This is a genomic window from Streptomyces sp. MZ04, from assembly GCF_004684775.1.
Taxonomy (GTDB): domain Bacteria; phylum Actinomycetota; class Actinomycetes; order Streptomycetales; family Streptomycetaceae; genus Streptomyces.
The window spans coordinates 1-13,084 of record NZ_SRIC01000026.1 but is presented as its reverse complement, the minus strand read 5'-3'; the positions used below and the strand labels follow the sequence as shown (position 1 = coordinate 13,084).

The window sequence follows — 13,084 nt, the reverse complement described above, 5'->3', positions numbered from 1 at the left end:
ATGACGGCCTCCTCCGAAACGGTGGCTGTCGTCGCGGCAGGGGCGAGCCCGAAGGAACGGCCCGCCCGCCGGTTCCGGCTCGGCGCCGCCCGCTACTTCGTGCAGCGCCTCGGCTTCTACCTGGCCGCCGCCTGGATCGCCATCACGCTCAACTTCCTGCTGCCCAGGCTGATGCCGGGCGACCCGGCGTCCGCGCTCATCGCGCAGATGCAGGGCCGCTCGGCCCTCTCCGGCGAACAGATCGCCAGCATCTACCGGCTGTTCGGAGCTCCGGGCGAACCCCTGTGGAGCCAGTACGTCACCTACCTCGGGCAGGTCGCGCACCTCGACTTCGGGCTCTCGGTGGCGTTCTTCCCGACGCCGGTGTGGGACGTCATCAGCGCGGGCCTGCCGTGGACGATCGGGCTCGTCGGCATCACCGCCGTCCTGTCCTTCGTCATCGGCACGGCGGGCGGCATCATGGCGGGCGGCCGCGCGGGCTCACGGACCGACTCGGTGGCGACACCGGGCGCGATGTTCCTCAACGCGCTCCCCACCTTCTGGATCGCGCTGCTCTTCGTCCTCGTCTTCGGCTTCCAGCTGGCCTGGCTGCCGACGGGCGGCGCGTACGACGGGGACCTGACGCCGGGCCTCAGCATGGAGTTCATCGGCAGCGTCATCAGCCATGCCGCGCTGCCCGCACTCACCATCGCGCTCGGCTGGTCGGCCACCTGGTACATCGGCATGCGGAACATGATGATCACGACGGTCTCCGAGGACTACGTCCTCCTCGCACGCGCCAAGGGCCTCGGCAAGAGCCGGGTGATGTTCCGCTACGCGGCCCGCAACGCGATCCTGCCGAGCGTCGCCGGGTTCGCCATCAACATCGGCAACGTGGTCGGCGGACAACTCCTGGTGGAGGCCGTCTTCGCGTATCCCGGCGTCGGCTATCTGCTCTACCAGTCGGTGGCCAGCGTCGACTATCCGCTGATGCAGGCGCTGTTCCTGATGGTCTCGCTCTCGGTGCTCGCGGCGAACTTCCTCGCCGACTCCGTGTACGGCCTGATCGACCCACGGGCCAGGGAGGGCCGCGCATGAACCTCACCCTCAAGGGGCGGCTTCCGGAGAACCGCAAGGTGCGGGCCGGGATCGCGATCCTCGTGTTCTTCGCGCTGTTCGCACTGGCCGGACCCTTCCTCGTGGAGGACGTCTTCGGACTCTCCGCCACCGCCATCCACACCGCCGACGGCATGCAACCACCGTCCGGATCCCATCTGTTGGGGACGACCGCCACCGGCGAGGACGTCCTGGCCCAGCTCGTCGTCGGCAGCCGCGTCTCGCTCCTGGTGGGCCTGGTGGCCGCCGTCATCTCGACCACCCTGTCGGTGCTGGTCGGCGTCGCGGGCGGCTATCTGGGCGGCACGGCGGACGCGCTGCTCACGGCCGGCACGAACATCGCCCTCGTCATCCCCAGCCTGCCCCTGCTGATCATCGTCGCGAGTTACGTCAAGGGGCGCGGCGGCTGGCTCACGGTCGCCCTCATCATCGGCCTCACGTCCTGGCCGTGGGGCGCCCGCGGCAAACGCGCGCAGACGCTCTCGCTGAGGCGAAGGGACTTCGTCACGGCCGCCGAGATGACCGGTGAGAGCCGCTGGTGGATCATCACCCGCGAGCTGATCCCCAGCCTGGCGCCGCTGATCTCGGCGAGCTTCCTGTCCGCCGTGGTCCTGTCGATGTTCGCCGACGCCGGGCTCTCCTTCATCGGCCTCGGCAACATCAACCTCACCAGCTGGGGCTCGATGCTCTACTGGGCGCAGAACGCCTCGGCCCTGGCGCGCGGCGCCTGGTGGTGGTTCATCCCGCCCGGCGCGTGCATCGCCGTCATCGGCATCGCGGCGGGCCTCATCAACTTCGGCATCGACGAGATCGCCAACCCCCGCCTTCGCAAGCCGGGCCGGGCCGTGCGCCGCCGGGCAGCGGCGGCGGCCCTGCGCACCACCGAGGAGGCACGATGAGCGACACCACGGACGTGCTGCTGCGGGCGCGCGGATTGCGCGTCGACTACTTCGACCAGGCCGAACCCGTCCACGCCGTACGCGATGTCGACCTCACCCTGTACCGCGGGGAGACCCTGGGGATCGTAGGAGAGAGCGGCTGCGGCAAGTCGACGCTGGTCACGGCCCTCACCCGGCTCGAGCGGCCGCCCGCTGTCACCACGGCGGGCACGGTCCACCTCCACGGCGAAGGGCCGCCGGTCGACCTCCTGAAGCTCACCGAACGCGAGCTGCGCGCCCTGCGCTGGGAGCGCGTCGCGATCGTCTTCCAGAGCGCCATGAACGCCCTCAACCCGGTGCACCGGCTCGGCGCACAGTTCGCCGACGTACTGCGGCTGCACCGCGGCATGTCGCGGGCCGACGCCTGGCGGCGGGCGGGTGAGCTGCTCGGCATGGTCGGCATCCCGGCCGACCGGGTGCGCGCCTACCCCCATGAACTGTCCGGCGGCATGCGGCAGCGCGCCACCATCGCGCTCGCGCTCGCCTGCGAACCGGACCTCGTGGTGATGGACGAGCCGACGACCGCCGTGGACGTGGTCATGCAGCGCCAGATCCTGCGCCAAGTGGCCAAGCTCAAACGGGAGTTGGGCTTCTCGGTCATCTTCATCACGCACGACCTGTCGCTCCTCATCGAGATCGCCGACCGGATCGCCGTCATGTACGCGGGCCGCGTCGTCGAGACCGGCCCCGCCCGGCAGCTGTACACCGAACCGCGGCACCCTTACACGGCCGCACTGCGCAGCGCCTTCCCGCCCCTGCGCGGCCCCCGCCGCGAGATCACCGGCATCCCCGGATCACCGCCGGGCCTGCGGCACCCGCCGGCGGGCTGCCCGTTCCATCCGCGCTGCGCCCAGCGGTTCGACCCGTGCGACCAGGAGGTTCCGCCGCTTCTGGACCGCGAGGGCGGCGGCGTCGCCTGCCATCTGCACCACGAGCGCCATGAGCGGCACGAGCCGAGGAGCACCAATGTCCCTGGGTGAACCAGTACTTGAACCGGTACTTGAACCGGTACTGGGTGAACCGGTACTCGAGGCCCGCGAGGTCACCAAACAGTTCCCGCTGCACGGCCCCGGACAGCACGGCAAGGTCGTACGCGCCGTCGAACCCACCACCCTCGCCCTGCACCAGGGCCGCATCACCGCACTCGTCGGCGAGAGCGGCAGCGGGAAATCGACGCTGGCCCGGCTGCTCGCGCTCGGCTATCCGCCCACCGAGGGCGAGATCCGCCTCGACGGAGTTCCCGTCGTGGCGGCGCGCTCGGCCAAGGGCAAACGGGCGTACTACCGCCAGGTGCAGATGGTCTTCCAGGACCCCTTCTCCTCGCTGAGTCCCGTACACCGGCTGCGCTACATCCTCGGCAGGCCGCTGCGCCTGCACGGCCACGTCCGGGGCAGGGCGGAGCTGGAGAAGGCGGTCGTCGAGCTCCTGGAGCGGGTCAACCTCACCCCCGCCGACCAGTTCATCGACAAGTTCCCGCACGAGCTGTCCGGCGGCCAGCGCCAGCGCGTCGCCATCGCCCGCGCGCTCGCCGCCCGCCCCAAGGTGCTGCTCGGCGACGAACCGGTGTCGATGCTCGACGTCTCCATCCGCCTCGACATCCTCAACCTCCTCGGCAGACTCCGCGACGACGAGGGCCTCGCGATCCTCTACATCACCCACGACATCGCGAGCGCCCGCTACTTCGCCGACGAGATCAAGGTCCTCTACGCGGGCCAGCTCGTCGAGTCGGGACCGGGCGACGCACTCGTGGAACACCCCCGACACCCCTACACGCGGCTCCTGTTGGAGTCCGCGCCCGACCCGGACCGGGGCGGCCTGCTCGACGAACCGGAGGTCCTCGACGACGAGGAGACCCTCGGCGAGCCGCCCAGCCTGGTCGACCCGCCGACCGGCTGCCGCTTCCACCCGCGCTGCCCCATCGCCCGACCGGTGTGCGCCACCGCCTTCCCGCCGCGCACCCACTTCGACGACGGGCAGTGGGCGCACTGCTGGAGCTACGACGCGCGTTACGAAGACCCTCTCGACGAGGAGAACTCCCAGTGATTCAGCCATGGTTCACGGACGCCAAGCTCGGCATCTTCCTCCACTGGGGCATCTACAGCGTGGACGGAGTCGCCGAGTCCTGGTCCTTCTTCCACGACCAGGTGCCCTACGACCGCTACATGGCGCAGCTCGAAGGCTTCACCGCCTCCGCGTACGACCCCGAGGCCTGGGCGGACCTGTTCGTCCGCGCGGGCGCCCGCTACGCCGTCCTCACCGCCAAGCACCACGACGGGGTCGCCCTGTGGGACACGGCCGCCAATGACCTGTCGGTCATCAAGCGCACCCCTGCGGGCCGCGACCTCATCTCCCCGTACGTCGCCGCCCTGCGCGCCCGCGGCATCAAAGTCGGCCTGTACTACTCGCACTTGGACTGGTCCCACCCCGACTACGCCACCGTGCGCCCCGACGGCCAGGACCCCGCCGAGCGCGGCAACCGCTACTCGATGCCCGCGGCAGGCGAGGAGTCCGAGGAACGGTGGGCGGACTTCCTCGCCTTCCACCGCGCTCAAGTGCGGGAACTGCTCGAACAGTTCGAGCCCGACCTGCTCTGGTTCGACGGGGAGTGGGAACGCAGCCCCGAGCAGTGGCGGATGGCGGAACTGGCCGACGAGATCCGCGCGCTGTCACCCCACACCGTCGTCAACGGCCGCCTCACCGGACACGGCGACTACGCGACGCCCGAGCAGGGCGTGCCGATCGAACCACCGTCCCAGCCATGGGAGTTGTGCCTCACGGTCAACGACTCCTGGGGCTACCAGCCGCAGGACGATCACCACAAGTCGCCCCGGCAGCTGGTCCGCATCTTCGTGGAGGCCGTCGGAGGCGGCGGCAACCTCCTCCTCGACGTCGGCCCGAAGGAGGACGGCACGCTGCTTCCCGAGCAGACCGAGCGCCTCGAAGCGCTGGGGGAGTGGACGTCCCGGCACACCGACGCCGTGTACGGCACGGTGCGCGGCCTTCCGCACGGCCACTTCTACGGTCCCTCGACGCTCTCGGCCGACCGCCGCACCCTGTATCTGTTCCTCTTCGACCGGCCCAACGAGTACGTGGTTCTGCGCGGCGTACGCAACGTCGTGACGTCCGCGCGCGTACTGGGCAAGGGAGTCGAGGCCCGCCACGAACGGGTCGGCGGCCTCGGCGACGTACCCGGCTGGGAGTACGTCCATGTGAGCGACGACCAGCTCGATCCTCTCTGCACCGTGCTCGCCCTCGAACTCGACGGCGAACTGGACCTGTACGGAGCGCATACGCGCGACTGACGCGGCGCATGCGCGCCCACCAAGCCCGCACCCGCACCCCCAACCCGAGTCCGGAGGCCCTATGCCCCGCACCACACGCGCTCTCAGACCCAGGACGGCGCTCCTCGCGCTGGCCGTCCTCGCTGTCCCCCTTGCCCCGTCAGCGGCGGCTGCGCCGCCCTCAGCCCGGTCAGCCCAGGAGGAAGCCGTGTCCGGCCGGCTCCCCGTCGTATCGCCGACCCCGCAGCACATGGCTCGAGCGGGCGACGACGTCCCGCTCGCCCGCGAAGCCGAACTCGTCGTCGGGGACGACACGGATCCGGCGGCCAAGGCCCGCGTCACCGAGATCCTGCGCGCCCACGGGGTGCGCGACATCGACGTACGTACGAAGGCGTCGGGCCGTGCCCCGCTGACCCTGCTGCTCGGCCCGGCGACCCGCGCCGACATCGCGAAGGCGCTCGGCGACACCAAGGTGCCGGAGCAGGCCGAGGGGTACGCGCTGCGGGCCGGGGGCCGCACCGTCGCGCTCGGCGGCAAGGACGCGACCGGGCAGTTCTACGCGGCACAGTCGCTCGGGCAGCTCGTATCGAGGGGACGGATCGCGGGGGCCGAGGTCTCCGACTTCCCCTCCATGGCGCTGCGCGGCAGCATCGAGGGGTTCTACGGCCCGCCCTGGACCGAGGCCGAACGCCTCGATCAGATGGACTTCCTGGGCGACACCAAGGCCAACACCTATGTGTACGCGCCCAAGGACGACCCCTATCACCGCGAGAAGTGGCGCGAGCCCTACCCGGCGGACAAGCTCGCGGAGCTGGGCAAGCTCGTCGACCGCGCGACCGCCAACCACGTCCGCTTCACCTTCGCCGTGTCGCCCGGCGGGTCCATCTGCTATTCGGACCCGGCGGACGTCAGGGCGCTGACCGCGAAACTCCAGGCGATGTACGACCTGGGAGTGCGGTCCTTCTCGGTACCGCTGGACGACATCAGCTACACCAAGTGGAACTGCGACGCCGACAAGGCGAAGTTCGGGGAGCCGGGGCGCGGGCCCGCGGCCAAGGCGCAGGTCGGGCTGCTCAACACCATCCAGCGGGAGTTCATCGCGCAGAAGGAGGGCGCCAATCCGCTGCAGATGGTGCCCACCGAGTACGGGGACCTGACCGACACCGCCTACAAGCAGACGATGCGGGCCGAGCTGGACGGCGCGGTGGAGGTGATGTGGACGGGGACGGACGTGGTCCCGCCGGAGATCACCAACGCGCAGGCGGAGAAGGCGGCCGAGCTGTTCGGGCGGAAGGTGTTCGTCTGGGACAACTACCCGGTCAACGACTTCGCGCGGACGGCGGGTCGGCTGCTGCTGGCTCCCTACGACAAGCGGGAGGCGGGGCTTTCCGGGCACCTGAGCGGCATCGTCTCCAACCCGATGAACCAGGAGGCGGCGAGCAAGCTGGCCGTGTTCACCATGAACGACTTCTCCTGGAACGACCGGGGGTACGAGCGGGCGCGGTCGGCGCGGCAGTCCGCGCTGTATCTCGCCGGGGGCGATGAGCGGGTCGCCGACGCGGTGCAGACCTTCGTGGACCTCAACCACGCGGCGCCCACGTTCGGCGCGAAGAACTGGCAGCCCCAGTCGCCCGTCCTCGGCCCCAAGCTGGAGGCGTTCTGGGAGAAGTACGAGACGGATCCCCCGGCGGCGATCGAAGCGCTGCGCCCCACGGCGAAGGAGATCGAGAAGACCCCGGCGGCGCTGCGCGCGGGCGTACCGGACAAGCTCTTCCTGCATGACGCGGACCGCTGGCTCGACGCCACCGAGCTCTGGGGCCAGGCCCTGCGCCATGGCCTTGCCGCGCTCACGGCCATCGAGGCGGGCGACAAGGAGAAGGCCGCCGAGGAACGCAAGGCGATGGACGGCCTCGCCAAGCAGGCTTCGGAGATCACCGTGGACCCCGCCGAGCACCACCAGCGCGGCCCCGTGAAGATCGCCGACCCCTTCCTGGACGAGTTCGTCACTGGCGTCCAGGAGCGGCACGACGCCTCGCAGGGCCTGCCCCCGCTGCGCAATCTCGCGCTCGGCGCGAAGGCGACGCAGGTCTCGGACTACGAGTGGGACGACGGCACGCGCCCGTTCGGCGCGGAGAAGTCGTCCGACGGCGACCGCTTCAACTTCTCCACCACCGGTGGCACGGAGGCACAGCCCTGGTGGCAGGTCGACCTGGGCAGCTCGGCGGCGATCGAGGAGATCCGGGTCTTCAACCGGGGCGACTGCTGCGCCGACCGCACCCGCGACTACTACGTCCTCGCATCCGACGAGCCCTTCACCGGCACGCTCGCCGAACAGAAGGACAAGCCCGGCGTCTGGTCGCATCACGAGTCCGCACAGGCGGGCAGCCCGACCGTGATCACCGTGCCCAAGGTGAAGGGCCGCTACGTACGGGTGTGGCTGGCGGCCCAGGAGAAGACCGAGCTGAACATGGCGGAGGTGGAGGTGCTCGCGCGCAAGAGCGCGTGAGGCGCGCGCCTGAAGCCGTTGCGCATGGGCGACTGATGCGTTAGTCAGCATCTCAATCTGGTAGGGATCACGGCATTTGCTGCCCGCGCGTTGCGTGTATCGCAACGTGCGGGTACGCTCACCGACCATGCAGCAAGACCCCGAGGTGGCGGACCGCGTCCGCAAGGTCATCGCCGGCGCCGGCACGACCCAGCGCGAATTCGCCCGCCGCATCGTGATGGACCCCTCCAAGCTCTCCCGCTCCCTCGGCGGCACCCGCCGCTTCACCGCCGCCGAACTCGCCCGCATCGCGGACACCGGCGGCGTCGACGCGGGCTGGCTCCTGGGTGCCCAGATCGCGCCGCCCGCGGCGAAGCGCGAACGCGCCACCGCGCCGGAAGGCGGCCGCGCCCTCCAGATCGTCCGCGAGACCGTCCGCCTCGTCGCCGAGCGCGGCTTCCACGCCGTCCGCGTCGCCGACATCGCCGAGGCCTGCGCCACTAGCACCGCCGCCATCCACTACCACTTCCCCGGCCGCGACGACCTCCTCGAAGCCGCCGTCCGCTGGTGCATGGACGAGGACACCGCCCGCCGCGCGGCCCGCGTCGCGGACGCCGCCGACGCCGCGGACGAACTGCGCCAGCTGATCGAGCTGCAGATCCCCCGCACCCCGCAGCAGCGCTGGCAGTGGAGCGTCTGGCTCGACCTGTGGGCCGAGGCCGCCCGCTCCACCGCCGTCGGACGGCTGCACGCCGACTACTACCGGCAGTGGCGCGCCACCGTCGCCGACGTGCTCCGGCGCGGCGTCGACCAGGGCGTGTTCCGCCTCGTCGACCCGCACTCCGCCGCCCTCCGGCTCACCGCCCTGATCGACGGCCTGGCCACGCAGGTGCTCGCCTCCACGCCCGGTGGCGCGGAGGGCACGTCCCCCGACGACATGCACGAGGCACTGCTCGTGTACGTCGAGTCGACGCTGACCGCGCCCCGGCCGCCCCGCGACTGACCGGGCGCCCACTTCACACACGTACGCATCAAGAAGAATCAGCACAACACCCCTACCCCCAGGGAGAGTTCACCGTGCCCGTGAACCAAGACGTCATCATCACCGCCGCCCTCACCGGCGCCGGTGACACCGTCCGCAAGAGTCCGCACGTCCCCGTCACGCCCGAGCAGATAGCCAAGTCCGCGGTCGAGGCCGCCGACGCGGGCGCCGCCGTCGTGCACATCCACGTCCGCGACCCCGAGACCGGCGACCCCTCGCGTGACCCGCGCCTGTACCGCGAGGTCGTCGAGCGCATCAAGGAGACCGGCACCGACGTCGTCATCAACCTGACGGCGGGCATGGGCGGCGACCTGGTCATCGACCCGGTCCAGCCGCTGAAGGACCTCGGCGAGCTGCCCGGCACCGACCTGGTCGGCGGCCTCGACAGGCTCCCGCACGTCGAGGACCTGCTCCCCGACATCTGCACGCTCGACTGCGGCTCCCTCAACTTCGGCGACAACCTCTACATCTCCACCCCCGACATGCTCCGCCAGGGTGCCAAGCGCATCCAGGAGCTCGGCGTGCGGCCCGAGTTGGAGATCTTCGACACCGGTCAGCTCTGGTTCGCCAAGCAGCTGCTCGCCGAGGGGCTGCTCGACAACCCCACCGTCTTCCAGCTCTGCATGGGCATCCCGTGGGGCGCGCCCGCCGACCCGGGTGTCCTCCAGTCGATGGTCAACATGCTCCCCGAAGGCGCCCAGTGGGCCAGCTTCGCGCTCGGCCGGATGCAGATGCCGTGGGTCGCGCAGTCCATCCTGCTCGGCGGCCAGGTCCGCGTCGGCCTGGAGGACAACCTCTACCTCGGCAAGGGCAACAAGGTGACGAACGCTCAACTCGTCGAACGCGCCGTCCAGATCACCGAGAACCTCGGCTCGCGCGTCGCCACGCCGGACGAGGCCCGCGAGAAGCTCGGCCTGAAGCCGCGAGTCTGACCCCCCCACGGAGGACCACCATCATGACCATCACCACCCCCGAAGAAGTCCGCCACGTCGCCTGCGTAGGCGCCGGTGTCATCGGCGGCGGCTGGGTCGCCCACTTCCTGGCCCGTGGGTACGACGTCACCGCCTGGGACCCCGCGCCCGACGCCGAGCGGAAGCTGCGCCGTCTCGTGGACGCGGCCTGGCCGGCGCTGACCCGGCTCGGCCTCGCCGAGGGTGCCTCGAAGGACCGGCTCACCGTCGCCGCGACCCTCGAAGAGGCCGTCGCCGACGCCCAGTTCGTGCAGGAGAGCGCCCCCGAGAAGCTGGAGCTCAAGCGCGATCTGCTGGCCGAGCTGGACGCCGCCGCGCCCGCCGGAGTCGTCATCGCCTCCTCCACCTCCGGCTACCCGATGACCGACATGCAGACCGGGGCGGAAACCCCCGGCCGCCTCGTCGTCGGGCATCCCTTCAATCCGCCCTACCTGATCCCGCTCGTCGAGGTCGTCGGTGGCGAGCAGACCGACGTCGACGCCGTGACCTGGGCCTCCCGCTTCTACGAGATCGCGGGCAAGTCGGTCATCACGATGAAGAGCGAAGTGCCCGGCTTCATAGCCAACCGCCTCCAGGAAGCCCTCTGGCGCGAGGCCCTGCACATGGTCGCCAACGGCGAGGCCACCGTCCAGGAGATCGACGACTCGATCACCGAAGGCCCCGGCCTGCGCTGGGCGTTCATGGGCCCGATGCTCACCTTCGCGCTCGCGGGCGGCGAGGGCGGCATGGCCCACATGCTCGACCACTTCGGCCCGTCCCTGAAGTCCCCGTGGACGCGCCTCGAAGCGCCCGAGCTCGACAAGAAGCTGTACGACGCCGTGGTCGCGGGATGCGACGACGCGGCGGACGGACGGACCATCGCCGACCTGGTCGCCGAGCGCGACCAGGGAGTCATCGACGTACTGCGGGCGACGGGCCGCCTGCCGCAGCAGCGGAAGGAAGCCAAGTGACCGACACCACCGACCGGTTGCCGCTGCTTCGCCGGACCGTCCGGCCCGAGTGGATCGACTACAACGGTCACATGAGCGAGGCCTTCTACGTCCTGGTCTTCGGTTACGCCACCGACGCCATGATGATCGAGACGGGTCTGCACGCGGGCTACCGCGAGTCCACCGGATGCTCCCTCTACACGGTCGAGTCACACATCCGCTATCTCGACGACGTCCCGGAGGGCGCCCAACTCGTCGTCCGCACCCGCATGTTGGGCGCGGACGCCAAGAAGGCGCGCTTCACGCACGAGATGTACGTCGTCGAGTCCACCGGGGAAGGGGAGGCCGAACCCGCCCCGGACGCGGCCCCCGTGGCGACGACGGAGCTGCTCGCCCTCCACGTCGACCAGAACGCGGGCCGCGCCACGCCCTTCCCGGACGAGATCCGCGAACGCCTCACCGGCCTCGTGGAACCGGCCCCGGAATGGGCGGGCCGCTCCATCGCCACGGTGGGCGGCTGAAGGCGGTCACGCGGCCGGCGGCGGTGCGCCGACTCCCAGCAGGGCGAGGAAGGCGGCGGCCGCGGGAGACGGGGTGAACCGGCTCCAGACGAGGCGCTCCACCCGCACCGGACCGTTGGTGACCGGGACACCGCGCACGCCCGGCAGTTCGGCGGCGAACGCCGCGGGCAGCAGGGCGATGCCGAGGCCGTGGCGGACCATCCTGGCCATCAGTTCGACGCCGGACACCTCGAAGGCGACCTCGCGGCGCAGCCCGCCCGCCGCGAACGCCTCGTCCGACTGGGCGCGGGCGGCGCTGCCCGCGGCGAAGTCCACGAACACCTCATCGACGATGCTGCTGAGGTCCACCTCGTGCTGCGCGGCCAGCGGGTGGTCAGGGGCGACCACGGCGACGTGCTGCCCATGGGCGAGTTCCAGGTCGTGGACGCCCTGTGGCCGGAACCCGGGCTGCACGCCGAGGAATGCCGCGTCGAGGCCGCCGTCGCGCACCTGCTCGACGAGCCGCTCGCTGGCGCCGGTCCGCAGGCTGATCCGCACCTGGGGGTAGCGCAGGCGGTAGTCCCGCAGCACCGCGGGGAGATCGACGGCCGTCACGGTGGGGATCGAGCCGACGACCAGCGTGCCCCGTATCTCGCCGGTGGCCGCCGCGACCTCGGCCCGAGCCCGCTCGGCCGCTTCAAGGGCCTGGCGGGCGGCCGGCAGGAACGCCTCCCCCGCGGCGGTCAGCCGGACCCTGCGGCTGGTCCGCTCGAACAGCCGGGCACCCAGCTCCTTCTCGAGCCGGGACACTTGATGGCTCAGCGCGGACTGGACGACGTGGCACCGCTCGGCGGCGCGGGTGAAGTTCGCGGTCTCCGCCACCGCGAGGACGTAGCGCATCTGCTGGAGCTCCATCTGATCCATCGTGAAACACGATGGATCAGATGACAAGCATGTGTTGGACCGATGAGTTCTTGACGGGCGATGGTGAAGCCACCGAAATCAACGGCCTCGGCGCCCCCGGCGCCCCGACCCCGCGGAGACACCCCATGCGCGTGATCGCCTTCGACCACCTCGTCCTGAACGTCGCCGACATCGAGCGTTCACTCGCCTTCTACACCGGCCCGCTGGGACTGGAACCGGTACGGGTGGACGAATGGCGCGCCGGCAAGGTCCCCTTCCCTTCGGTGCGGGTGAGCCCCACCACCATCATCGACCTCGTCACGGCGCCCGCCGGAGAGCCGGTGGGCAGCAACGTCGACCACATCTGCCTGGTGGTCGAACCGCTCGACTGGCAAGAGGTCATCGATTCCGGCGTGTTCACGGTGGTGGACGGTCCCGGCAAGCGCTTCGGCGCCCGGGGCACCGCGATCTCCCTGTACGTGCAGGACCCGGACGGCAACACCGTGGAGCTGCGCTGGTACCCGAAGGAGGCCTGAACCGCCCCCTGCTGTCACCCCGTCGTCGGCCGGTACGCGTACACGGAGGTCGCCACCAGGCAGGGCACCGGCGGCACCACTTCGACGCGCAGGGTGCGGCGCGCGGAGTCGTAGTCCACGCCTTCCGCCTCGAACGTGCCGGGGCAGATGCTCCGTTGCGGCGCGGCGAACAGGCTTGTCACCTTGCCCGTGACGGGCTTCCCGTCGAGCGCGCGCTCCAGGTCGACCTGGAGCATCGGGCGGTCCTCGGGCCACAGCTCCTTCGACGCGTCGTTGGACGCGCAGACGAGACGGGTGTCCGAGACGAAGTCGCAGCCCTGGATGTCGCGCACCGGCTTGTCGAGCGTGATCTGCCCGGCCTGGGGGAGCGCGCCACCGGTGGGCGGGGTCGAGGGGTTGAGGAG

General features: G+C 70.8%; 12 protein-coding genes and 1 pseudogene. 11 read left to right on the top strand and 2 right to left on the bottom strand.

Translation table 11 applies throughout. From position 1 onward, the window contains the following. The 10 genes from E2651_RS08850 to E2651_RS08805 all read left to right on the top strand — a co-directional run bounded on the left by E2651_RS08850 (position 1) and on the right by E2651_RS08805 (position 11,262). On the top strand, positions 1-1,077 hold the full coding sequence (locus E2651_RS08850; RefSeq protein ID WP_135330474.1) for an ABC transporter permease: 1,077 nt from the start codon (positions 1-3) through the stop codon (positions 1,075-1,077). Then, a complete protein-coding gene (locus E2651_RS08845; protein ID WP_135330473.1) occupies positions 1,074-1,994 on the top strand; it encodes an ABC transporter permease in 921 nt (306 codons plus the stop codon). Before E2651_RS08850 ends, E2651_RS08845 begins: the two co-directional genes overlap by 4 nt. Continuing rightward, a complete protein-coding gene (locus E2651_RS08840) occupies positions 1,991-3,013 on the top strand; it encodes an ABC transporter ATP-binding protein (RefSeq protein ID WP_135330472.1) in 1,023 nt (340 codons plus the stop codon). Before E2651_RS08845 ends, E2651_RS08840 begins: the two co-directional genes overlap by 4 nt. Then, positions 3,000-4,076, top strand: coding sequence for an ABC transporter ATP-binding protein (locus E2651_RS08835; protein ID WP_135330471.1), 1,077 nt, complete (start codon positions 3,000-3,002; stop codon positions 4,074-4,076). The genes E2651_RS08840 and E2651_RS08835 overlap by 14 nt, the downstream gene beginning before the upstream one ends. Continuing rightward, entirely contained in the window at positions 4,076-5,335 is a 1,260-nt protein-coding gene (locus E2651_RS08830; RefSeq protein ID WP_135330507.1) for an alpha-L-fucosidase, read from the top strand. Before E2651_RS08835 ends, E2651_RS08830 begins: the two co-directional genes overlap by 1 nt. A gap of 61 nt (positions 5,336-5,396) precedes the next feature. Further along, the gene (locus tag E2651_RS08825; RefSeq protein ID WP_135330470.1) at positions 5,397-7,820 is read left to right on the top strand and encodes a beta-N-acetylglucosaminidase domain-containing protein; all 2,424 of its coding nucleotides are present in this window, start codon (positions 5,397-5,399) and stop codon (positions 7,818-7,820) included. 127 nt (positions 7,821-7,947) lie between these two features. Beyond that, positions 7,948-8,802 (top strand): TetR/AcrR family transcriptional regulator, encoded by an 855-nt coding sequence (locus E2651_RS08820; RefSeq protein ID WP_135330469.1) that lies wholly within the window; start codon positions 7,948-7,950, stop codon positions 8,800-8,802. Between the two features lie 74 nt (positions 8,803-8,876). After that, on the top strand, positions 8,877-9,773 hold the full coding sequence (locus tag E2651_RS08815; RefSeq protein ID WP_209446100.1) for a 3-keto-5-aminohexanoate cleavage protein: 897 nt from the start codon (positions 8,877-8,879) through the stop codon (positions 9,771-9,773). A 23-nt stretch (positions 9,774-9,796) separates the two neighbouring features. Beyond that, entirely contained in the window at positions 9,797-10,762 is a 966-nt protein-coding gene (locus E2651_RS08810; RefSeq protein WP_135330468.1) for a 3-hydroxyacyl-CoA dehydrogenase NAD-binding domain-containing protein, read from the top strand. After that, positions 10,759-11,262, top strand: coding sequence for a thioesterase family protein (locus E2651_RS08805; protein WP_167828742.1), 504 nt, complete (start codon positions 10,759-10,761; stop codon positions 11,260-11,262). Before E2651_RS08810 ends, E2651_RS08805 begins: the two co-directional genes overlap by 4 nt. Positions 11,263-11,268: 6 nt before the next feature. Here E2651_RS08805 and E2651_RS08800 read toward each other — a convergent pair whose 3' ends face one another. Then, positions 11,269-12,156, bottom strand: coding sequence for a LysR family transcriptional regulator (locus tag E2651_RS08800; RefSeq protein ID WP_135330504.1), 888 nt, complete (start codon positions 12,154-12,156; stop codon positions 11,269-11,271). Between the two features lie 134 nt (positions 12,157-12,290). Between E2651_RS08800 and E2651_RS08795 the strand changes: the two genes are divergently transcribed. Continuing rightward, a complete protein-coding gene (locus E2651_RS08795) occupies positions 12,291-12,680 on the top strand; it encodes a VOC family protein (protein WP_135330503.1) in 390 nt (129 codons plus the stop codon). A 14-nt stretch (positions 12,681-12,694) separates the two neighbouring features. On the opposite strand, the pseudogene E2651_RS08790 reads toward E2651_RS08795, so the two are convergent. Beyond that, positions 12,695-13,084, bottom strand: a pseudogene (locus tag E2651_RS08790) (hypothetical protein); the annotation flags it as partial.